Origin of the sequence: Citrobacter sp. Cu096 (assembly GCF_030332285.1) — a bacterium.
Taxonomy (GTDB): Bacteria; Pseudomonadota; Gammaproteobacteria; order Enterobacterales; family Enterobacteriaceae; genus Citrobacter; species Citrobacter meridianamericanus.
The window spans coordinates 259,936-280,795 of sequence record NZ_JAOWID010000029.1 but is presented as its reverse complement, the minus strand read 5'-3'; the positions used below and the strand labels follow the sequence as shown (position 1 = coordinate 280,795).

General features: G+C 51.1%; 22 protein-coding genes, 1 tRNA gene and 1 riboswitch. Of the genes, 6 read left to right on the top strand and 17 right to left on the bottom strand.

All coding sequences use genetic code 11. The features are described 5' to 3' along the window. Nucleotides 1-3: 3 nt before the first annotated feature. From OGX99_RS14210 to OGX99_RS14200, 3 genes are all read right to left on the bottom strand, one after another. Nucleotides 4-966, bottom strand: a complete 963-nt coding sequence (locus tag OGX99_RS14210; RefSeq protein WP_151218363.1) for a DHHA2 domain-containing protein — start codon at nt 964-966, stop codon at nt 4-6. Nucleotides 967-1,008: 42 nt separating this feature from the next. Next, a riboswitch (Fluoride riboswitch) is annotated at nt 1,009-1,084 on the bottom strand. Between the two features lie 462 nt (nt 1,085-1,546). Next, a tRNA-Phe gene (locus OGX99_RS14205) sits at nt 1,547-1,622 on the bottom strand. A 105-nt stretch (nt 1,623-1,727) separates the two neighbouring features. Then, nucleotides 1,728-2,435: a DUF554 domain-containing protein gene (locus OGX99_RS14200; protein WP_151218362.1), complete on the bottom strand. Its 708-nt coding sequence runs from the start codon at nt 2,433-2,435 to the stop codon at nt 1,728-1,730. 468 nt (nt 2,436-2,903) lie between these two features. Between OGX99_RS14200 and OGX99_RS14195 the strand changes: the two genes are divergently transcribed. After that, nucleotides 2,904-5,039 (top strand): ornithine decarboxylase, encoded by a 2,136-nt coding sequence (locus OGX99_RS14195; RefSeq protein WP_151224323.1) that lies wholly within the window; start codon nt 2,904-2,906, stop codon nt 5,037-5,039. Nucleotides 5,040-5,091: 52 nt separating this feature from the next. Here OGX99_RS14195 and OGX99_RS14190 read toward each other — a convergent pair whose 3' ends face one another. The 4 genes from OGX99_RS14190 to mutY all read right to left on the bottom strand — a co-directional run bounded on the left by OGX99_RS14190 (nt 5,092) and on the right by mutY (nt 9,080). Next, nucleotides 5,092-6,348, bottom strand: a complete 1,257-nt coding sequence (locus tag OGX99_RS14190; protein ID WP_003027130.1) for a nucleoside permease — start codon at nt 6,346-6,348, stop codon at nt 5,092-5,094. Between the two features lie 210 nt (nt 6,349-6,558). After that, a complete protein-coding gene (gene mltC, locus OGX99_RS14185) occupies nt 6,559-7,644 on the bottom strand; it encodes a membrane-bound lytic murein transglycosylase MltC (protein WP_049001609.1) in 1,086 nt (361 codons plus the stop codon). An 86-nt stretch (nt 7,645-7,730) separates the two neighbouring features. After that, nucleotides 7,731-8,000, bottom strand: a complete 270-nt coding sequence (locus OGX99_RS14180; protein WP_003027126.1) for an oxidative damage protection protein — start codon at nt 7,998-8,000, stop codon at nt 7,731-7,733. A gap of 27 nt (nt 8,001-8,027) precedes the next feature. Then, nucleotides 8,028-9,080, bottom strand: a complete 1,053-nt coding sequence (gene mutY / locus OGX99_RS14175; RefSeq protein ID WP_187253190.1) for an A/G-specific adenine glycosylase — start codon at nt 9,078-9,080, stop codon at nt 8,028-8,030. Nucleotides 9,081-9,240: 160 nt separating this feature from the next. On the opposite strand from mutY, the gene trmB reads away from it, so the two are divergent. The 4 genes from trmB to ansB all read left to right on the top strand — a co-directional run bounded on the left by trmB (nt 9,241) and on the right by ansB (nt 12,290). Beyond that, a complete protein-coding gene (trmB, locus tag OGX99_RS14170) occupies nt 9,241-9,960 on the top strand; it encodes a tRNA (guanosine(46)-N7)-methyltransferase TrmB (RefSeq protein WP_151218360.1) in 720 nt (239 codons plus the stop codon). Then, nucleotides 9,960-10,286 carry a YggL family protein gene (locus OGX99_RS14165; protein WP_016154406.1) on the top strand — a complete coding sequence of 109 codons (327 nt, stop codon included), beginning with the start codon at nt 9,960-9,962 and terminating at the stop codon, nt 10,284-10,286. Before trmB ends, OGX99_RS14165 begins: the two co-directional genes overlap by 1 nt. A 49-nt stretch (nt 10,287-10,335) precedes the next feature. Beyond that, nucleotides 10,336-11,055 (top strand): YggN family protein, encoded by a 720-nt coding sequence (locus OGX99_RS14160; protein WP_151224321.1) that lies wholly within the window; start codon nt 10,336-10,338, stop codon nt 11,053-11,055. 188 nt (nt 11,056-11,243) lie between these two features. Further along, entirely contained in the window at nt 11,244-12,290 is a 1,047-nt protein-coding gene (ansB, locus tag OGX99_RS14155; protein ID WP_286543945.1) for an L-asparaginase 2, read from the top strand. Nucleotides 12,291-12,363: 73 nt separating this feature from the next. Here the strand turns inward: ansB and OGX99_RS14150 are convergent, their stop codons facing one another. The 8 genes from OGX99_RS14150 to OGX99_RS14115 form a co-directional block, all read right to left on the bottom strand. Then, on the bottom strand, nt 12,364-13,665 hold the full coding sequence (locus OGX99_RS14150; protein ID WP_151218359.1) for a TRAP transporter large permease: 1,302 nt from the start codon (nt 13,663-13,665) through the stop codon (nt 12,364-12,366). After that, entirely contained in the window at nt 13,665-14,168 is a 504-nt protein-coding gene (locus OGX99_RS14145) for a TRAP transporter small permease (RefSeq protein ID WP_151218399.1), read from the bottom strand. Before OGX99_RS14145 ends, OGX99_RS14150 begins: the two co-directional genes overlap by 1 nt. A 44-nt stretch (nt 14,169-14,212) precedes the next feature. Beyond that, nucleotides 14,213-15,199, bottom strand: coding sequence for a TRAP transporter substrate-binding protein (locus OGX99_RS14140; RefSeq protein WP_151218358.1), 987 nt, complete (start codon nt 15,197-15,199; stop codon nt 14,213-14,215). Nucleotides 15,200-15,511: 312 nt separating this feature from the next. After that, a complete protein-coding gene (gene hemW, locus OGX99_RS14135) occupies nt 15,512-16,648 on the bottom strand; it encodes a radical SAM family heme chaperone HemW (protein ID WP_151218357.1) in 1,137 nt (378 codons plus the stop codon). Continuing rightward, nucleotides 16,641-17,234 carry an XTP/dITP diphosphatase gene (locus OGX99_RS14130; RefSeq protein WP_151218356.1) on the bottom strand — a complete coding sequence of 198 codons (594 nt, stop codon included), beginning with the start codon at nt 17,232-17,234 and terminating at the stop codon, nt 16,641-16,643. Before OGX99_RS14130 ends, hemW begins: the two co-directional genes overlap by 8 nt. 7 nt (nt 17,235-17,241) lie before the next feature. Further along, on the bottom strand, nt 17,242-17,532 hold the full coding sequence (yggU, locus tag OGX99_RS14125; RefSeq protein WP_005123286.1) for a DUF167 family protein YggU: 291 nt from the start codon (nt 17,530-17,532) through the stop codon (nt 17,242-17,244). Beyond that, entirely contained in the window at nt 17,529-18,095 is a 567-nt protein-coding gene (locus tag OGX99_RS14120) for a YggT family protein (RefSeq protein ID WP_003027097.1), read from the bottom strand. The genes yggU and OGX99_RS14120 overlap by 4 nt, the downstream gene beginning before the upstream one ends. Before the next feature lie 18 nt (nt 18,096-18,113). After that, entirely contained in the window at nt 18,114-18,818 is a 705-nt protein-coding gene (locus tag OGX99_RS14115; protein WP_151218355.1) for a YggS family pyridoxal phosphate-dependent enzyme, read from the bottom strand. A gap of 17 nt (nt 18,819-18,835) precedes the next feature. On the opposite strand from OGX99_RS14115, the gene OGX99_RS14110 reads away from it, so the two are divergent. Beyond that, complete coding sequence (locus tag OGX99_RS14110; RefSeq protein ID WP_187253187.1) at nt 18,836-19,816, top strand: type IV pilus twitching motility protein PilT; 981 nt, start codon at nt 18,836-18,838, stop codon at nt 19,814-19,816. On the opposite strand, the gene ruvX is transcribed toward OGX99_RS14110, so the two are convergent. Both ruvX and OGX99_RS14100 read right to left on the bottom strand, forming a co-directional pair. Beyond that, nucleotides 19,813-20,229 (bottom strand): Holliday junction resolvase RuvX, encoded by a 417-nt coding sequence (gene ruvX / locus OGX99_RS14105; protein ID WP_006686843.1) that lies wholly within the window; start codon nt 20,227-20,229, stop codon nt 19,813-19,815. The two genes, OGX99_RS14110 and ruvX, sit on opposite strands and share 4 nt — an antisense overlap. Then, a complete protein-coding gene (locus OGX99_RS14100; protein WP_003027086.1) occupies nt 20,229-20,792 on the bottom strand; it encodes a YqgE/AlgH family protein in 564 nt (187 codons plus the stop codon). Before OGX99_RS14100 ends, ruvX begins: the two co-directional genes overlap by 1 nt. Nucleotides 20,793-20,860 lie beyond the last annotated feature (68 nt).

Genomic DNA, 20,860 nt, shown 5'->3' with positions numbered 1-20,860 from the left:
AAATCACCTCTTATAAGAAGCGATGCGGTCGGTCAGCCAGGGGAGGATTTCTTTTTTCCGGCTTGTCATGCCGGGCAGTGACTCCTGGCGGGAACCTGTCAGGCTGCTGTCTGAAAAAAACAACACGGAGTTCCGGCTGGTGATGTCTGTCACCATCAGGATCACCATTTCCTGCGCACTGTTCTTGCTGGTTTTATCTATTTCCTGCAGCAGCGCAGGTAACAGGGGAGTGATATCAGCCATGTTGCGTACCTCAATTTGTGACAACAACAGCGGCACATCATGGATCCGGTAATTTTTGGCGTCACGGTTGAGTAATGCTAATGCGGATTGCCCGGCTATATCTGTTTTGGCACGCAGCAGTCCGGCCACAAACTGGCCATAATCGATGTCGGCGATTTCCCGCAAAACAGCTACGGCTTCCTGATCCTGGATGGTGGTTGTGGGGCTGGTCAGCGCAACGGTATCACTGAGGATCGCCCCCATCAGTAGCACAGCCTGAGCGGCCGTCACCGGCATCGGAATGCCATGCTGAAGGATCGAGAGAATCACGGTTGCGCAGCATCCTACCGCCCGCACCCAGACATCCGGTGGATTGTGAGTAATGAGGGTGCCAATACGATGATGGTCAATGATGCCGATGACGTTGCTGTCCATCAGCGAAGAGGGCCCTTGCTCCGCATCTGTAAAATCAACCAGCCATACGGTTTTATCAGTCAGGTCGGCGGTGAGTAAATCGGGCTGTGAAACACCTGCGACGTTTAGGATATATTGGGTCTCTGGGGTGATCTCTCCAAGACGCCATGGGGTTGCAGGACGACCTGTGTAATTAAGCCAGTCAGCCACAACCAGCGCGCTGCAGACAGCATCACTGTCAGGATTTTTATGACCGAAGACATAGATTGAATTCTCTCTTTGAGAAGAGAGAGATTTTGCGGTAAGCGGTAATATGGTTTTATTTTGCATAGCGATACCTGACATACATGCCCGTAATAGGACTAATTTAACTGTATATCAGGCGTCATCATCCGGTATTGAAAACACCGGCGGTTGGGAAAGGTGGAACACCATCACCTTGTAAAACCATCTTATATGGGGCTTTGTATTAAATCAATATTAATTGTTGCGCTCTGATTTTGTGGTCATTCTGAATCATATTGATATCGTAGGCATAACACCCAAAAGATGACTAAAGCTAAATCAATCAGAGTGAAAAATGTTCGGCTTGATATAGGGATTGTTGTTGAGAGCTGGGGGTAGAGTTAGTGCTGGTGGTTCGCGTTTGACTTCAGACCGGACAAAGACCGGATATAGCCATGCAGTAATGAATCTGTCAGCCAGGTACTCATGTGAAATATAGTGTCGATTGGGGATTTGAAGTCTGACAGACAGGGCTATAGCGACCAGAGGGGCTGGTAGCTGCTCAAGAGAAATGCTCATGCTGGATGGTAGAAGCAGGGTAGGGGCATCAGCGGGCATCTCGACCAGATATCTACCGGAACCCCAAACGCAAAAAACCAGCCCTAAGGCTGGTTTTTCTAAATAGTGGTGCCCGGACTCGGAATCGAACCAAGGACACGGGGATTTTCAATCCCCTGCTCTACCGACTGAGCTATCCGGGCAACGAGGCGCATTAAACCCGATTCGCTTCGCTTCGTCAACGAAATTTCTTCAAATCAATGCAGACTGCACAATCTATCACCACATTGCTGGTATTGCACGCATTCTCAGGCAAAAAATGCTGTCCACGCGGCGGAAAGCGGCATTGCCAGCAGCAGGGCAGGAAGCATATTCACAACCGCAAACATTTTGATGCCGCAAATCCGCAAACCGGTTGCCAGTAGCAACAGTCCGCCTACAGCGCTGAAATCAGCCATCATGGCGGGCGTCGTCAGAGGCAAAATTAGTGCAGCACAGGTGGCAAGCGTCAACTGAATTGCCAGCATCGGTATGAAAATGGCAGACACGGCGATCCCTAGCGAGCAGGCGAAGATAATAGCGGTGAAGAAATCGAGAAATGACTTGGCGATTAAAATATTAGGATCGCCAGTCATCCCTTCATGGATCGCCCCGAATATCCCGGTCCCGCTGGCGCAAAACAGCACGATGATCGCCACATAGTTTTGGATAAAGGATTCGTGTGTAACGTTGGTGTCCGAGCGGGTGAAAAGCTGTTGCGCTTTGGCTACTGCGGCATTGATTCCTTTTTCCAGATGGCAGAATTCGCCAATTAATGCGCCGACCAACGTTGCCAGAACCATCACCGGCAAGTTAACGCATTTGATAACCAACAAGATACCAATTCCCAACGAGCACAACCCGAATATTGAGGTCATTGAGATCCGAATACGTTCGGGTAAGTGCTGGCTGAGCAGCGCGCCGAGAACGCCACCAAATAAAATGGCGCTGGCATTAATAAACGGTCCGATTACCACATTAGCTCCTGCATACCCATTATCGCCTTGATGCTAAAGGCAATTAGCTGGGTGAAATTATGTTTCAGATTGAATTATTATGCCGCTATTTTAAGACGAAATGCTTGTTTATCTGTGAGGTTTAAGCACAGGATTTTATCTTGCGCCTGTAGGTGAAAGGTGCCATGATTGCGCGAATTTTATCCTGTCTGAATGGGGCTGCCTGGGATGATATTACTTCCCCTACATCGCCTTCAACATCGCCTTTTTGCGCGACGTTTGCCCCTTTCTGCGACTTATCTTCACGCTCTCACCATGCGGTGAGGGCAGCGTACGCTCACTGCAGGATAACAGTAAAATCAGAGGCTATCTGCTTTTACTGATGTCTGGCGGTCGGGGCTGGTAACCAGTTTGACCCGTCATTTCGTGGGCAAAGCAATGCGGCTTTGTCCGGGACTTTTGATTTTCCCGAAACGGGTTATTGCGCTTATGAAATCAATGAAAATTGCCGCCAGTGGTGAACTGGCTTCTCGTCTTTCCAGCCATCGCCAGGTGGTTTCACTGGACAGCACCGATTTTACTGACGTTGCGGCAGTCGTCATTACCGTTGCGGACAGCCGCAGTGGGATCCTGGCCTTGCTGAAACGTACCGGTTTTCATATACCGGTGTTTTTGTTCGCAGAGTCTGATGTCGATGTGCCTGCGGGCGTTAACGTGGTGATTCACGGTCAGCCTCAGGACTGGCTGGAGCTGGAGTCTGCTGCCTGTCAGTATGAGGAAGCATTGCTGCCGCCGTTCTATGACACGCTCACCCAGTATGTCGAGATGGGGAACAGCACGTTTGCTTGTCCGGGGCACCAGCATGGTGAGTTTTTTAAAAAGCATCCGGCGGGACGACATTTCTACGAGTTCTTTGGCGAGAACCTGTTCCGCGCGGATATGTGCAACGCTGACGTTAAACTGGGCGATCTGCTGATTCATGAGGGATCAGCGAAACATGCGCAGAAATTTGCCGCGAAAGTTTTCCATGCGGATAAAACCTACTTTGTGCTGAATGGGACTTCTGCGGCGAATAAAGTGGTGACCAATGCGCTGCTGACACGCGGCGATCTGGTGTTGTTTGACCGCAACAACCATAAGTCCAACCACCACGGCGCGCTGATCCAGGCGGGTGCGACGCCGGTTTATCTGGAAGCGGCGCGTAATCCATTTGGTTTTATTGGCGGTATTGATGAGCACTGCTTTGATGAGGCGTATCTGCGCCAGCAACTGCGCGAAGTTGCGCCGCACAAGGCTGACCAGCCGCGTCCGTTCCGTCTGGCGATCATTCAACTGGGTACCTATGATGGTACGATCTACAACGCCCGACAAGTGATCGACAAGATCGGTAGTCTGTGCGATTACATCCTGTTTGATTCTGCCTGGGTTGGCTACGAGCAATTTATCCCGATGATGGCCGATGGGTCACCGCTGCTACTGGAGCTCAATGCTGACGATCCGGGGATCTTTGTCACCCAGTCGGTACACAAACAGCAGGCCGGATTCTCGCAAACCTCGCAGATCCACAAAAAGGATAACCATATTCGTGGTCAGGCGCGATTCTGCCCGCATAAGCGTCTGAATAATGCGTTTATGCTGCATGCTTCCACCAGTCCGTTTTACCCGCTGTTTGCGGCGCTGGATGTGAACGCCAAAATCCATGAAGGCGAGAGCGGTCGTCGGCTATGGGCGGAGTGTGTGGCGCTGGGGATCGAGGCCCGTAAAGCGATTATTGCCTGCTGTAAGATGATTCAGCCGTTTATTCCTCCGGTAGTTGATGGCAAACCGTGGGAAAGCTATCCAACGCCGGTGATCGCCAGCGAGCGCCGCTTCTTTAGCTTTGAACCGGGCGCTAAATGGCATGGTTTTTCCGGCTATGCGCGCGACCAGTATTTCGTTGATCCCTGCAAGCTGTTGTTAACCACTCCAGGCATTAATGCGCAAACAGGACAATATACTGAGTTTGGTATTCCGGCGACGATTCTGGCGCATTACCTGCGTGAAAACGGTATCGTGCCGGAGAAATGCGACCTTAACTCGATTTTGTTCCTGCTGACCCCGGCAGAAAGCCCCGAGAAACTGGCGCAACTGGTGGCGATGTTGGCGCAGTTTGAGCAGCATATTGAGGACGATACGCCGCTGGCAGACGTGCTGCCCTCCATCTTCAACAAGTATCCGGTACGTTACCGGGATTACACGCTGCGTGAACTGTGTCAGGAGATGCACGATTTATACGTCAGCTTTGATGTGAAGGATCTGCAAAAAGCGATGTTCCGCCAGGAGAGTTTACCTGCCGTGGCGATGAACCCGCAGGATGCCAACAGCGCCTTTATCCGTGGTGATGTTGAACTGGTGCGTATTTGTGATGCCGCAGGTCGCGTTGCTGCAGAAGGTGCGCTGCCTTATCCTCCGGGCGTGCTGTGCGTGGTACCGGGTGAAGTCTGGGGCGGGGCAGTGCAACGTTATTTCCTGGCGCTGGAAGAGGGCATAAACCTGTTGCCGGGCTTTTCGCCGGAGCTGCAAGGCGTTTACAGTGAAACGGATGCAGACGGTATTAAGCGTCTGTATGGATATGTTGTGAAGTAAGCACAAAAAAAGCGGGTTACCTTTTGGTAACCCGCTTTTCTCTGCGTAAACGTTAGTGCGCGATAGTTTGGGTGCCAGCCGGAACGCGTACGTGTTTGTATTTAAACAGCGCCACGAAGGCAAAAGCCAGTACCAGCGAGTAGCCAGCGAAGATCAGCCATACGGTCTGCCAGTCGGTAATACCGTTCAGCGTATAGTGTTCAACCACTTTACCGCTCACCAGACCGCCAAGAATACAGCCGAAGCCGTTGGTCATCATCAGGAACATACCTTGTGCGCTGGCGCGGATTTCAGGGCGAACTTCTTTCTCTACGAACACCGAGCCAGAGATGTTGAAGAAGTCGAAGGCGCAGCCGTAAACAATCATCGACAGAACCAGCAGCACGGTACCGAACGGCGTTGGATCGCCGTAGGCAAACAGGCCGAAGCGCAACATCCACGCCACAATACTGATCAGCATTACATTCTTAATACCGTAACGGCTCAAGAAGAATGGGATGGTCAGGATAAACAGCGTCTCGGAAATCTGCGAGATCGACATCATCACCGAGGCGTGTTCAACGATGAAGCTACCGGAGAACAGCGGGTTGTTATCGAAGCTGTGCAGGAAGGTATTACCGAACATATTGGTAATTTGCAGCTCAGCGCCCAGCATCATTGAGAAGATGAAGAAAATCGCCATGCGCTTGTTTTTAAACAGCGCGAAAGCATCCAGGCCCAGCATGGACGACCAGCTCTGGTTTTTCTGCTGGTTAGCAACCGGAATATGCGGCAGCGTCAGCGTGAACAGCGCCAAAACAACGGACAGTGTGGCACCGATATACAGCTGCATATGACTCAGCTCGAAGCCGGAGAAGCTTACTCCCCACATCGCCATAATAAAGCCGATGGTGCCCCAAATACGAATTGGCGGGAAGTCTGTAACGATATCCATCCCGGCTGACTGCAGGCGATAGTAAGAAATGGTGTTGATTAACCCCAGCGTTGGCATATAGGCCAGGGAGTTAAGCAAGATCACAAAGAACATGGCACCAGGGGTGGTGACTTCGGCTGCGGCGAACAGCGTGGCTGCGCCGACCAGGTGACAAATGGCGTACACCCATTTCGCACTGATCCATTTGTCGGCCACGATCCCTAACAGGGTAGGCATAAACACGGCGGCGATCCCCAGCGAGCTATACACTGCGCCAATGGATGCACCATCGAATTTTAGGGTGACAAACATATAGGAGCCGAGGGTAGTGAGCCAACTACCCCATAAGCAGAACTGCAGAAACGAGAGCACTTTCAGCTGCAGCTTAAGATTCATGTTAATTTCCTCACACCGTAATGCGGATGAATGTTTTAAAAGGCACATTTGCCGGGGCTTGATGATGTGATTCTATCAACGAGAGACACTCTTTTTTTGTTACCTGTGACAAATATTTGCAAACAATTTCTGATTGCAAAGCAAAAGAGTGATGGAGTTAACACTTTACCCTCTTCTGGCCCCGTTTTCCGGGGCTGGAGAGGGGATATATTAGCGGCGTCGATATGATTTTTGTGCGGAATTGACCTTGTAAAGGTATCGGCGTGATTCAGCAGACGGATGTCGGGTGGTCAGCGTTTGATAAACGTCCCCCGGGGTCATGCTGTTGATAATATTTGCGGCCTGAATTTTATCGTTCGAGAAAACGCGTAGCACGCTGCCCGCACCGCCGTTATACGCGGTGATCACCGCATAGCGACGGGAGGTTGGATTATCAATGCCGCCTAAATAGACATTATTGAGCATTGCCAGATAAGCGGTACCGGTATCAATGTTGCTGGCCGGGTCAAACAGGAAGCTACGGCTCGGCGTGCCGGAGCGCCCCTGCGAACGAAATACATCTTTCCCGGCGCTGTGTTGCACCACCTGCATCAGCCCCAGCGCATCGGCATGGCTGACCGCATACGGGTTAAATGAGGATTCGGTTTGCATGATGGCCAGAATCAGTGACTCATCGACGCCATACTTACGCGAAGCCTGACGCACCATGCCGACGTATTTATGCGCGCGCTTATCAAGGTGGTTCGGTACCAGATTGATTGTCACGCTATAGATGATGCGAATACCGTTGCTGCGGCTTTTCAGGCGCGTTTTCAGCAGATAGTCAGCGAAATTGGTGGCGCGGCCCTCCCAACGAATTGGCTGGCCAGTATTATCGACCACTTGCCCGTACAGGAACGGCTCTTTGGAAATCTTAATGTCGTCGACATCGGAATAGAGGTCGATAGACCCCGGATCATCGCCCATCAGCAATGTCTTGATAATCGCCCGACGCAGGTGTCCGGCGGGATCTGTCCCGGCTATGGTTTCGACGGTTATCGTGCCGTCATCAAAGTTGATATGGCTGCGGGTTTGATACTGATCGGTATACTTTACGTAGTCCTTTGGACCCGCAATCAGCACTTCCTTAAACCCCCACAGATTCTCAATGTTATGGGCAAATTGCCCCATCAGAATATCAAAACCGTTGGTATCCTTGACCCAGGCTTCGTTATAGGAATCGCCTTTTTTGGTCGAACTGGAACAGGAGATGAGCAACGGCGCAATAACGGCAAGCGCGAGAAATTTTTTCATCATTCCGGGAGTGCGTGTTGTGTTTGTTATTTGCAAGGACCAGATTAAATCGTAGGCCGGATAAGCACAGCGTCATCCGGCAACGGCTCTTATGACTCTGGTGTATAGCCTTCAATATGCACATCTTTGCCTTCAAACAGGAAATTGATCATCTCCTGCTCAAGCAGTTTACGGTGCTCAACGTTCATCATATTAAGCTTCTTCTCGTTAATCAGCATGGTTTGCTTATGCTGCCATTGCGCCCATGCTTCTTTAGAAATTTCGTTATAGATGCGTTTCCCCAGATCGCCCGGGTACAGCTGAAAATCCTGGCCTTCGGCTTCGCGTTGCAGGAAAGTGCAAAAAATTGTTCTGCTCATAAAAAATCCTCTCTATCGACCGGTACGTTAAACGTGTGTACCGGCACGTAATTGCTGTAACAAACGCTCCACGGGGGCCGCCAGTCCGACCGACGGCGGTTGCGCTAAGTTATACCAGAGCGCGTTGCCTTCATCCATGCATGAGCTGAACGAAGACACGGGAAGCCACATAGGCACAATATCTAAGTGGAAATGGCTAAAGGTATGGCGAAACGCATTAAGTTGGGTCAGATTATCTGCGTTAATTTGCCGTTGCGCCAGCCAGTTGCGCAGCCCGTTTTCATCGTCAAACTGCGGAAAACAGTATAAACCACCCCATAAGCCGCTGGGGGGGCGCTGCGCGAGCAATACTTCGTCATTATGCTGCATCAGTAAAAAATAGCCCGTCCGTTCCGGCAGCGTTTGTTTGGGCTTTTTACCCGGGTAAAGCGCCCAGCTTGCATTGGCGCTGGCCACACAGCCATTATCCAACGGACACAGAGAACATTTAGGCTTGGATCGCGTACAGACCATGGCGCCTAAATCCATCATCGCCTGATTAAATCGCTCAACGCCATGGGCGGGCGTCACCTGCTCGCTCAACTCCCACAGCTTCTTTTCGACCTCTTTTTTACCCGGCCAGCCGCTTACAGCATAACAGCGAGCCAGCACGCGTTTGACGTTACCGTCGAGAATCGGAAAATGCTGACCCAGAGAAAGAGAAAGGATCGCGCCTGCGGTTGAACGTCCGACGCCTGGCAGAGCAGCCACCTCATCAAAGGTTTGCGGGAATGTGCCGCCATGTAGCGTGACAACCTGCTGCGCGGCTTTATGCAGATTACGCGCTCGGGCGTAATAGCCCAGCCCGGTCCATAAATGCAGGACTTCATCCAGCGGCGCATGGGCTAAATCTGTTACCGTTGGGAAGCGCGCCATAAAACGCTCAAAATAGGGGATTACGGTCGCAACCTGGGTTTGTTGCAGCATCACCTCAGAGAGCCATACTTTGTAAGGCGTCTTGTCAATTTGCCAGGGTAGCGTTTTCCGCCCGTATTTGTCGTACCAGCTCAACACCTGAGCCGAGAATTGAGACGCTTGCATGATTACCGTTTCATTATTGCCGGGGGCAAGATTGCAGCACAGCGGCAACGGGGTGTAAACCGGAACTTTCCGCTGCTCACTTTCTTCCTTTACTTGCATCCGGCAACTAACTTTGGATAATGCCCGTTTTCAGTACTCAAACACAGCAGACTAAACTTTTATGAAGAACGACGTCATTTCACCGGAATTTGATGAAAACGGCCGCCCTCTGCGCCGGATTCGTAGTTTTGTTCGTCGCCAGGGGCGACTGACCAAAGGGCAGGAACACGCGCTGGAAAACTACTGGCCGGTGATGGGCGTTGAGTTCAGCGAAGAGCCCGTGGATTTCGCTGAACTGTTTGGTCGTGATGCGCCAGTCACTCTTGAAATTGGTTTTGGTATGGGGGCTTCGCTGGTGGCGATGGCGAAAGCGCGTCCGGAGCAAAATTTCCTCGGTATTGAGGTTCACTCCCCGGGTGTTGGCGCGTGTCTGGCTTCAGCGCATGAAGAGGGCGTCGAAAACCTGCGCGTCATGTGCCATGATGCCGTTGAAGTCCTGCATAAAATGATTCCTGACAATTCTTTATCTATGGTTCAGCTGTTTTTCCCTGACCCGTGGCATAAAGCACGTCATAATAAACGCCGTATCGTTCAGGTACCGTTTGCTGAGCACATCTTAAGCAAGCTGAAGCTGGGTGGCGTATTCCACATGGCAACCGACTGGGAAGCTTATGCGGAACACATGCTGGAAGTGATGTCCTCCATTGACGGGTATAAAAACCAGTCAGAGAGTAACGATTATGTACCGCGCCCACAATCGCGCCCGGTAACCAAATTTGAACAACGTGGTCATCGTCTTGGCCACGGCGTATGGGACTTAATGTTCGAGAGGGTGAAATAATGGCAAAGAACCGTAGCCGTCGTCTGCGTAAAAAGATGCACATCGACGAATTCCAGGAAGTAGGATTTTCGGTTGCATGGCGTTTCCCGGAAGGTACATCTGGAGAGCAGGTCGATCAAATCGTTGATGACTTTATCAATGAAGTTATTGAACCGAACAAGCTGGCTTTTGATGGCAGCGGCTATCTGGCCTGGGAAGGTTTGATCTGTCTGCAGGAAATCGGCAAATGCACCGAAGAACATCAGGCAATCGTGCGTAAGTGGCTGGAAGAGCACAAGCTCGAAGAAGTGCGTACCAGCGAACTTTTCGATATTTGGTGGGACTAAGTAGCACAGGGTCGGCAAATGCCGGCCCGATTTGTCTTGAGGGAAAGATATGATGCGCAAAACGCTGCTGGCGGCAGTTCTGACGTTTACGGCGATGGCCGCACATGCAGATTATAAGTGCAGCGTCACCCCGCGTGACGATGTGATTTTGAGCCCACAAACGGTTCAGGTGAAGGGAGAGAACGGCGACCTGGTGATTACTCAGGCCGGAGATATCACCTTCAATGGTAAACAGTACACCCTGAGCGCCGCACAGCGTGAGCAGGCCAAAGATTATCAGGCGGCGTTGCGTAGCAGCCTGCCGTGGATTGACGACGGTGCCAGAGAGCGTGTTGAGAAAGGTCGCGTAGCGCTGGATAAAATCATTGCCAAAGAAGTCGGTGAAAGCAGCAATATGCGCGGGCGTTTAACCAAGCTCGATGCGCAACTGAAAGAGCAGATGAACCGGATCATTGAGCATCGTACTGACGGTCTGACCTTCCATTATAAGGCGATTGACCAGGTTCGCACGGACGGACAGCAACTGGTGAATCAGGCGATGGGCGGTATTTTGCAGGACAGTATCAACGAAATGGGCGCCAAAGCCGTGCTGAAAGGCGGCGGTAATCCGCTGCAGGGCGTACTCGGAAGCCTCGGTGGTTTGCAGACTTCAATTCAAAATGAATGGAAGAATCAGGAACAAGACTTCCAGCAATTTGGCAAAGATGTTTGTGCCCGCGTCGTGACGCTGGAAAACGATCGTAAAACGCTGGTTAGCACTCTGAAATAATCTTCACCTCTTTTTAACGGCACAGAAACATTCTGTGCCGTTTTATTTTGTATATTTCTGTTTTTTTGATATCCATCTCTAAGAATGACAATTTGATGGAGATATAAATCTGGTTAATTGGATGGCGTCACATTATTCATCTGTGAGATAGACATAATGCTGCAAATTCAAGTAACTGGAGAAATAACATGGAGTTTTTCAAGAGAACGGCACTTGCCGCACTGGTTATGGGTTTCAGCGGCGCGGCGCTTGCACTGCCAAATATCACTATTTTAGCGACCGGTGGGACGATTGCCGGCGGTGGTGATTCCGCGACAAAATCTAACTACACTGCAGGCAAGGTCGGCGTAGAAAATCTGGTTGAAGCCGTACCTCAGTTGAAAGATATCGCCGTGGTTAAAGGCGAGCAGGTGGTGAACATCGGCTCCCAGGATATGAATGACGACGTCTGGTTAACGCTGGCGAAAAAGATTAATACCGAGTGTGATAAAACAGACGGCTTCGTGGTAACACATGGTACGGATACCATGGAAGAAACCGCCTATTTCCTCGATCTGACTGTCAAATGCAACAAGCCTGTGGTGCTGGTAGGTGCTATGCGTCCGTCTACGGGTATGAGCGCTGATGGCCCGTTCAACTTATATAACGCCGTGGTAACCGCCGCAGATAAAGCCTCTGCCAACCGCGGTGTGCTCGTGGTGATGAACGACACCGTTATGGATGGTCGCGACGTGACCAAAACCAACACTACGGATGTCGCTACCTTCAAATCCGTTAACTATGGTCCTTTGGGCTATATCCATAACGGTAAAATCGACTACCAGCGTACGCCTGCGCGTAAGCACACCACATCCACGCCGTTCGATGTTTCTAAGCTGACCGAGCTGCCGAAAGTTGGGATTGTTTATAACTACGCTAACGCCTCCGACCTGCCAGCCAAAGCATTGGTGGACGCGGGGTACGCCGGGATCGTCAGTGCGGGTGTAGGTAACGGTAACCTGTATAAAACCATTTTCGATACGCTGGCAACTGCCGCGCATAAAGGTACCGTTGTGGTGCGTTCATCCCGTGTACCAACGGGCGCCACCACCCAGGATGCTGAAGTTGATGATGCGAAGTACGGCTTTGTGGCTTCAGGCTCGCTGAATCCGCAAAAAGCCCGCGTGCTGCTGCAGCTGGCGCTGACGCAGACCAAGGATCCTAAGCAGATCCAGGAAATGTTTAATAAGTACTAATTGCATAAAAAATGCCCCAACCGTAACGTTGGGGCATTCTCCAGAGATAGCTTGTCTCTGTAACTCTTCGTATTTACATCAACCCCAGCATCTGTGGAATAAACAGAGAGATCTGTGGAATGTATATGATCATCATAAGTGCGACCAGCAATGCGGCGTAAAATGGCAGCAGGGGTTTGATCAATTGCTGAATCTTCACGCCTGAGATTGAACAACCCACAAACAATGCACTTCCTACAGGTGGTGTCAGCAAACCAATACACAGGTTGGCGACCATCATGATGCCGAAATGTACCGGATCCATACCCAGCTCTTGAGCGATTGGCAAGAAAATGGGGGTAAAGATCAGTACTGCCGGGGTCATATCCATAAAGATCCCAACAACCAGCAATACAATATTGATTAATAGTAGAATAATCAGTGGATTATCGGAAATACCCATTAATGTATCACTGATCATATAAGGAATATCGGCATTGGTCATTGCCCAGGACATGCCGACAGAGAAGCCGATCAGTAACAGTACAATAGAGGTCATCACGACTGATTCCAGGATCAGTTTTGGTAAATCACGCCATTTAACTTCCCGATAAATCAGCACCGAGAGAATGAAGGTGTAGATGACAGCAATCGCTGAGGCTTCTGTTGCGGTAAAGATCCCACCCAAAATACCGCCCATCACAATAATGACCAGTAACAGACTCGGTAGCGCATCCAGAAGCGCTTTTACTGCCTGTGCGCAGGTTGGTCTTTCCGACAGGGGATAACCACGGCGTTTGGCGATAATCGCGCATACCACCATGATAGAAAGCCCCATCAGGATCCCAGGTAAATAACCCGCCATAAACAACGAGGCAACCGAAACACCGCCGGCAGTGAGAGAAAACACAATTAACACATTTGATGGTGGGATTAACAGCCCGGTAATACAGGAGGAAACGTTAACGGCTGTAGAGAAGGTTGGATCGTATCCTTGCTTTGTCTGAATAGGATTAAGTGTACCGCCAACGGCGGCAGCAGCGGCAACGGCAGAGCCGGAAATCGAACCAAACATCATGTTTGCCAGCACGTTGACATGACCAAGTGAACCAGGAACTCGTCCAACCATCACCTGCGCCAGGTTAATTAGCCGGATGGCGATCCCACCGCTGTTCATCAGCGTACCCGCGAAGATGAAAAATGGGATAGCCAGTAGGGCAAAATTATCTAATCCATTTGCCAGGCGCTGAGAGACGGTGATAACGGCAACATCCCAGGGAAACATCAGCAGCATGGAGGCCACGGTGGCAATGCCAATAGAGAAAGAGATAGGTACGCCAATAAATACCAGAGCAAAGAAGCAGCCGAATAGGGTAAGTGCGATATAACCGTCCATCAAATTGCTCCCAGAGAAGATTTTTTCAATTGCTGAACATTTTGGTGAATAAACCACAGGGCGTAGAACATCATGACTGCGCCGCTTAGCGGCAGGATGATATACACATAGCCCATCGGTATTTGCATGGCCGCAGAAACTTGTGCCGTTGCCAGTGTTTTATTAATCAGCTTGATACCGCCAGTGACGATGACTGAGCCAGCAAAGCCGAAAATCAGCAGATTAATGAATATGCTCAACAAAGCCTGTTTACGTTTATTGATCGACATGGCCAGTAGATCGATGGACAGGTGGCGTTGGGCACCTACGGTATAGGCTGCACCTAATAATCCGACCCAGATCATTAAGAAGCGCGCCAGTTCGTCAGTTAAGGTACTGGGCTGATTGAGTACGTAGCGGCTAAAAACCTGCCAGACTACGCAGACAACCAGCGCAATCATTACGGTGACCGAAAATGTAGCAATGACGCGGTCTACCGCAAGTTTAAGGCGGTTAAATATCATCATTAGGATCCTGGTGAAACGGGGCCAGTTACTGGCCCTTAAGGTTATTGTGCAGCGTCTTCAAACTTCGCCAGCAGGGCGGCTTGTTTTGGGTCTTTTTTGAAATCATCAAACAGTGGCTGAACGGCAGCACGGAAAGGGGCTTTTTCTACTTTCACGATTTCGCCACCCATGGCTTTTGCCTGAGCACGGGTATCGGCATCGATTTTATCCCACAATTTTTGTTGATAAGCTTCGGAGTTTTTAGCAGCCTGGGCGAGTATTTGTTGTTGCTCTGGCGTCAATTTGTTCCATGTTTTGGTCGAGATAACCAGAAAATCTGGAATAGAGGCATGCTCGTCTTCGGAGAACACCTTGGCAATTTCAATATGGCGGGTTTGTACCCATGACGGGACGTTGTTCTCCGCGCCATCCACTACGCCTTGCTGCATCGCTGTATAAACTTCGCCAAAGGAAATTGGCGTAGGTGATCCCCCCATCAACTCAATCATTTTAATGGTTGTTGGGCTGGGCTGAACACGGACTTTTAGACCTTTTAGATCGTCTGGCTTGGTAATTGGCTGTTTAGCATAAAAACTACGCGTACCGGCAACATAGGCAGACAAAGCAAAGAATCCTTTCTCTTTAGTGGATTCCATAATTTCTTTACCAACCTCACCAAATACAACCTTGTTGAAATGATTTTGATCTTTAAATAAGAAAGGTAAATTATAAATAGCGTAAATATTATCAAAAGACTCTAAATCACTGGCAGAACCTTTGGTCATATCCAGCGCACCATTTTGCAATAGCTCCATTGTTTCACGAGCATTACCCATTTGGCTGCTGGGATAAATTCGCACAGTCATTTTGCCGTCGGACAGTTGTTTCACCTCTTTGGCCATCTCTTCAAAGGCCTGGTGGACAACATGGCTTCGTTCCAGGTTGTGTGCCAGTTTAAGGGTAACTTTCTCAGCAGCATTTACGCCAGCGCTAAGCAACGTCAGTAAGGACGCACAGACCAACGAGCGGGAAAAGGTTCTGATTTTCATAAGTAAGCTCCGTGCTTTAAGGTACAGTAATTGGTTGACATCTCATAATGTCCAAACTGTTTCTGTATGATAAGTCTTCATAGTTGTCAGACATCTATTCGCTATCTTAATCAGATACCTTTCACATGGCAGTAGTTTGATCTTATTTTGTGCGCTGTGTTCAATATATTTACTTTTGAGTGGGGGGGTATTTGAACAACATAAAATAATTAATGCAGGTATTGTTCAGAAATAACTTCTGATATATTCGGTTTTACCGAGTTTATGGTTTTATAGGGCGAAATAAATATGCGCCCGCAGGCGCATCGGTGATTATTCTGCGAGGAACAATTCAAGGAGGGAGTTCAAAAACAGCTTACCGTGTTGGGTAATCTGCCAGTATTCATCGCATTCACTCAGGTAGCCCAGGGCAATAGCTTCATCGATCTGTTGACGAATAACGTCTTCGGTAAGCCCGGTATATTGCGTGAACTCCGCGCGAGGCGCGGCTTCCAGTAGCCGGAAACGGTTCATAAAGAACTCGAATGGTTTATCGGCCTCGGCGACATCACGCTGACTTTCCAGATAACGCCCCTGCATGTACCCGCGCGGATGCCGCGTTTTAGTGGTGCGCAGAATGCGACCGTCAGGGAACGTGACTTTGCCATGGGCGCCACAGCCAATGCCAAGATAGTCGCCAAAACGCCAGTAATTAAGATTGTGCTGACACTGATAGCCCGGCTTCGCATAGGCTGAGGTTTCGTACTGCTGATACCCGGCGGCGGTCAGCAACTGGTGGCCTTGCTCAAAAATATCCCACAGCGCGTCGTCGTCCGGTAATACCGGCGGTCGGGACCCGAACAGCGTGTTGGGTTCGATGGTCAACTGATACCAGGAAAGATGCGGCGGATTGAGCGCGATGGCCTGCTGCAAATCACCCAGCGCCTCTTCCAGCGTCTGATCCGGTAAACCATGCATCAGGTCGAGGTTAAAGCTGCGTAGTCCCAGACCACTCGCCAGGTGCGCTGCGCGTTTGGCTTCTTCCGGCCCGTGAATACGTCCCAGACGTTCGAGCTTGGTGGAGCTAAAGCTCTGTACGCCAATCGAGATACGATTTACGCCAGCGCGTTGATAATCAACAAAGCGAGCGGCTTCCACCGTCCCGGGATTCGCCTCCATGGTGATTTCTGCATCTGCGGCCACATTCAGCCGTGCGCGCACGCCGTCGAGCAGCGTTTGCATTGCCGGGCCAGAAAGCAGGCTCGGCGTACCACCACCGATAAAAATCGTCTTTACTTCACGTCCCTGGGCGTGGGCCACCTCAGAATCGAGATCGCTCAGCAGGTGCTGAACATAGTCGTCATGAGGAACCTCGCCCTTGAGCGCATGCGAGTTAAAGTCGCAGTACGGGCATTTCTGCACGCACCACGGGATGTGAATATAAAGACTTAGCGGCGGAAGCTTAACCATTACGCAGGGCATCCAGCAGCAGCTTCAGCGCCTGCCCGCGGTGAGAAATCGCACTTTTTTCTTCGCGGGTTAGCTCTGCAGCTGTTTTTCCTTCGGACGGCACAAAAAAGATTGGGTCGTAACCAAAACCACCGTTTCCGGCCGGTTCACGGGTAATCACGCCCGGCCAGCTTCCGTGGCACACTAAAGGCGTGGGATCGTCCGCATGGCGCATATACACTAGCACGCAGTGGAATTGCGCCTGACGCTGGTCATCCGGGACATCCCGCAGGGTGTGCAGCAGTTTTTCCAGGTTCTGTCTGTCAGTCGCATCCTCACCGGAATAGCGGGCCGAATAGATGCCAGGCGCGCCGCCAAGGGCATTAACCGCCAGGCCGGAGTCATCAGCAATGGCTGGCAAACCTGTAATTTGTGCGGCATGACGCGCCTTCAGAATGGCGTTCTCAATAAACGTCAGCCCGGTCTCTTCTGCAGAATCAACACCCAGATCCGTTTGGGCAACAACATCAAGACCGAAATCACTCAGAAGAGAGGCGAGTTCACGCACTTTACCGGCATTGCCGGTCGCAAGGACAACTTTTTGCATGGGATACCTAATCAGTTAGTGCCGCAATTTCGGGCGGGATTTGTTGCGGATGAATAATTTTAACCTGTTTATGGCGGCCAAGCTCGCCCTTCTCAATGACGACCTGGCTTTTCGCTACGCGGAACTGTTTGCCGAGAAACTTCACCAGATGACTGTTGGCTTGTCCATCAACCGGTGGGGCGGTAATGGCGACTTTTAGCTCGTCGCCATGTAAACCCACAATACTGTCACGGCTGGCTTTCGGCTGAATGTAGAGCCGTAAAACCAGACCGTCATCGCAGGGTGTTACGGCACTCATAGCGCCATCCACAGCCCCGGCAGCAGTATGTTGCCTGTCGCTTGTAATACTTCCGCGATCCCCATGTTGATGACATAGAGCAGCAGAACCAGGATCATCGGAGAGAAATCGATCCCGCCCATACCTGGAAGGATACGACGAATAGGACGCAACAGTGGATCCGCCAGTTGAATCAGCACGTACTCCACCGGGCTGCGACCCTGGCTGACCCAGCTCATAATCGCCATCACCAGCAGCACCCAGAAAATCAGCAGCCCAATGGTCTTCAGGACAATGAGTACGGCGGCGATCCAGATGATCGGCTGGAACGTGACCACCTTAAACAGCACGATGGCTTTGATAAAGCTGAGAACGAGTGCAACCAATGCTGATGCGCTGTCAATTGGCCCCATCGGCGGAATAATACGGCGTAACGGGCCGATAATGGGCTGAGTGATTTTCACAATAAACTGCGAGAACGGGTTGTAGAAATCGCAGCGAGACCATTGCATCCACACGCGCAGCAGAAGCGCCATGGTATACAGCTCAATTACCGTTGAGAGCAGGAAGGTCAACGTATTCATGGTGTTCCTTAGTTTTCCTTATTTTTTAGTGTAATCACGAGCACCAAAAATGGCAGTGCCGATGCGCACCATTGTGCTACCCGCCGCGATAGCGGCATCCATATCATCAGACATCCCCAGTGAGAGCGTATCGATATTTGGGTAGCGTGTTTTCAACCCGGCAAATGCTACCGCCATTTGCTGTGCAACTTCAAACTGCCTTACATAATCTGACTCTGGCGCCGGAATAGCCATCAAACCTCGCAGGGTAATGCGCGGCAGCGCGGCGACTTCAGCGGCCAGGGCATCAAGCTCTGCCAACGGAATCCCCGACTTACTGTTCTCATCGCTGATATTAATCTGGATCAGCACATTCAGCGGCGGCAGGCCTTCTGGGCGCTGTTCGCTCAGGCGGGCAGCGATGCGCAGACGATCAATCGTATGGCACCAGTCAAAATGTTCAGCGACCAGACGACTTTTGTTGGACTGCAGCGGGCCGATAAAGTGCCACTGCAGATCGTTGACGCCTTTTTCCTGGAAGTAGCGGATTTTATCCACCCCTTCCTGAACATAGTTTTCACCGAAGGCACGCTGCCCCGCGGTAATGGCTTCTTCGATGGCGCTCGCAGGTTTGGTTTTGCTGACTGCAAGCAACATAACTTCTTCTGAAGACCGCCCGCAACGCGTCGCAGCGGCTGAGATTTTGTCCCGGACATGTGCCAGGTTATGCGCGATATCGTTCATTTTCCGAGGATGTTCATATGAATATGGAAGAAATAGTGGCCCTTAGTGTAAAGCATAACGTGTCGGATCTACACCTGTGCAATGCATGGCCTGCGCGTTGGCGCAGGCGTGGAAAAGTCGAAAGTGCGCCATTTACCGCGCCTGACGTAGATAATCTGCTGATGTGCTGGCTCAGTGAGCAACAACAGGTACAGTTGCAGGAGCAGGGGCAGATTGATTTTGCCGTTACTCTGACAGACTCCCGGCGGCTGCGCGTCAGCGCATTTGCCCATCAACAGGGAACGTCGCTGGCGTTAAGACTGCTACCGCTGGATTGTCCTCATTTAGACGATCTCCAGACCCCCACGGTCATACCTGAACTACTGCACAGTGAAAATGGATTAATTCTGGTGACGGGCGCCACCGGCAGCGGTAAATCTACGACCCTGGCGGCGATGGTGGAGTATCTTAATCAGCATAGTGAGGGACACATTCTGACGCTGGAAGATCCTATTGAATATCGCTACACCAGTCGACGTTGTCTGATTCAACAGCGGGAGGTGGGTGTACACTGCACCTCTTTTGCCGCCGGTTTGCGCGGTGCGTTACGCGAAGATCCTGACGTCATTTTGCTGGGCGAGCTGCGCGACGTGGAAACCATTCGGCTGGCATTAACGGCGGCGGAGACCGGACATCTGGTGCTGGCAACGTTACATACGCGCGGGGCGGTGCAGGCTATCGCACGGCTGGTGGATTCCTTTGCAGCAACAGAGAAAGATCCGGTGCGTAACCAGCTGGCAGACAGCCTAAAGGCGGTTCTTTCGCAAAAGCTGGAGGAGGATAAGCAGGGGGGACGCGTGGCGCTATTCGAGCTGCTCGTCAACACGCCCGCCGTGGGCAATTTGATCCGCGAAGGGAAAACACATCAGCTACCCAGCGTGATTCAAACCGGGCAGCAGACAGGTATGCAGTCGTTTGCACAAAGCAAGCAGCAGCGGCAGGCGCTGGGGCGGCTTTAGTAGCCCTGCTCGAAATAGCTTTCCAGGATAATAACGGCAGAAGCGGAGTCCACTTTGCCTTTATTCAATGCCCGATAACCGCCTTGCTCAAACAGGCCTGAGCGGGCTTCGACGGTGCTCAAACGTTCATCGTGCAGCGTTACGGTTACGCCAAAGCGACCATGAATGCGGTTAGCGAATTTACGCGCGCGCGCGGTAAGGGGCTGTTCGGTGCCATCCATGTTGAGCGGCAGGCCGACAATGATTTCATCCGGTTGCCACTCTTTCAGCAGGCGTTCAATCAAATTCCAGTCTGGCGTACCGTCCTGTGCTTTGATGGCGGGCAATGGCCTGGCCGTACCGGTAATACGCTGACCCACCGCGACGCCGATGCTTTTTGTACCAAAATCAAAAGAGAGTAATGTTCCGCTCATCATGCGTGTCCCGCCACGCCGGGCATGGTCTGAATATCTATCCCGATAAGTTTGGCTGCGTCGCGCCAGCGGTCGGCAATCGGCGTTTTAAACAGAATGTTGAGGTCGGCGGGGGCGGTGAGCCAGGCGTTATCCAGTAACTCTTGTTCCAGCTGGCCCTTTTCCCATGATGAATAGCCTAATGCCACCAGCACTTCGGACGGTTGCTCCTGCGTGCCCAGCGTTTCTAATACATCGCGGGAAGTCGTAATGATGGTGTTATCAGAGATGCGAATACTGGACGCAAAGCGCGACGGTGGGGTATGAAGAATAAATCCACGATCTTCTGCCAGCGGGCCGCCGAGCATCACGGGCTTATCCAGACGAATGGCCGGATCGCGTTCTTCTGGAGTAATCTTCAGCTTTTCCAGAATCCCTTCAATTTGTAAGTTTTCCAGAGGCTTATTGACGATAATCCCCATTGCACCGTTCTCATTGTGTTCGCAGATATACACCACGGAACGGCGGAAAATTGGATCCTGGAGAGCAGGCATGGCAATTAGAAAGTGATGCTGTAAATTCATTGTCAGAGGTTCTGTTTCCTGGTTCAAAAAAGCAACAGCGCCCAGTATGCGTACAAATACGAGCGCTG

Coding starts and splice junctions, on each gene's coding strand:
- OGX99_RS14210 (WP_151218363.1), bottom strand. CDS start 966: ATGCAAAATAAAACCATATTACCGCTTACCGCAAAATCTCTCTCTTCT.
- OGX99_RS14195 (WP_151224323.1), top strand. CDS start 2,904: ATGAAATCAATGAAAATTGCCGCCAGTGGTGAACTGGCTTCTCGTCTT.
- OGX99_RS14190 (WP_003027130.1), bottom strand. CDS start 6,348: ATGAATCTTAAGCTGCAGCTGAAAGTGCTCTCGTTTCTGCAGTTCTGC.
- mltC (WP_049001609.1), bottom strand. CDS start 7,644: ATGATGAAAAAATTTCTCGCGCTTGCCGTTATTGCGCCGTTGCTCATC.
- OGX99_RS14180 (WP_003027126.1), bottom strand. CDS start 8,000: ATGAGCAGAACAATTTTTTGCACTTTCCTGCAACGCGAAGCCGAAGGC.
- mutY (WP_187253190.1), bottom strand. CDS start 9,080: ATGCAAGCGTCTCAATTCTCGGCTCAGGTGTTGAGCTGGTACGACAAA.
- trmB (WP_151218360.1), top strand. CDS start 9,241: ATGAAGAACGACGTCATTTCACCGGAATTTGATGAAAACGGCCGCCCT.
- OGX99_RS14165 (WP_016154406.1), top strand. CDS start 9,960: ATGGCAAAGAACCGTAGCCGTCGTCTGCGTAAAAAGATGCACATCGAC.
- OGX99_RS14160 (WP_151224321.1), top strand. CDS start 10,336: ATGATGCGCAAAACGCTGCTGGCGGCAGTTCTGACGTTTACGGCGATG.
- ansB (WP_286543945.1), top strand. CDS start 11,244: ATGGAGTTTTTCAAGAGAACGGCACTTGCCGCACTGGTTATGGGTTTC.
- OGX99_RS14150 (WP_151218359.1), bottom strand. CDS start 13,665: ATGGACGGTTATATCGCACTTACCCTATTCGGCTGCTTCTTTGCTCTG.
- OGX99_RS14145 (WP_151218399.1), bottom strand. CDS start 14,168: ATGATATTTAACCGCCTTAAACTTGCGGTAGACCGCGTCATTGCTACA.
- OGX99_RS14140 (WP_151218358.1), bottom strand. CDS start 15,199: ATGAAAATCAGAACCTTTTCCCGCTCGTTGGTCTGTGCGTCCTTACTG.
- hemW (WP_151218357.1), bottom strand. CDS start 16,648: ATGGTTAAGCTTCCGCCGCTAAGTCTTTATATTCACATCCCGTGGTGC.
- OGX99_RS14130 (WP_151218356.1), bottom strand. CDS start 17,234: ATGCAAAAAGTTGTCCTTGCGACCGGCAATGCCGGTAAAGTGCGTGAA.
- yggU (WP_005123286.1), bottom strand. CDS start 17,532: ATGAGTGCCGTAACACCCTGCGATGACGGTCTGGTTTTACGGCTCTAC.
- OGX99_RS14120 (WP_003027097.1), bottom strand. CDS start 18,095: ATGAATACGTTGACCTTCCTGCTCTCAACGGTAATTGAGCTGTATACC.
- OGX99_RS14115 (WP_151218355.1), bottom strand. CDS start 18,818: ATGAACGATATCGCGCATAACCTGGCACATGTCCGGGACAAAATCTCA.
- OGX99_RS14110 (WP_187253187.1), top strand. CDS start 18,836: ATGAATATGGAAGAAATAGTGGCCCTTAGTGTAAAGCATAACGTGTCG.
- ruvX (WP_006686843.1), bottom strand. CDS start 20,229: ATGAGCGGAACATTACTCTCTTTTGATTTTGGTACAAAAAGCATCGGC.
- OGX99_RS14100 (WP_003027086.1), bottom strand. CDS start 20,792: ATGAATTTACAGCATCACTTTCTAATTGCCATGCCTGCTCTCCAGGAT.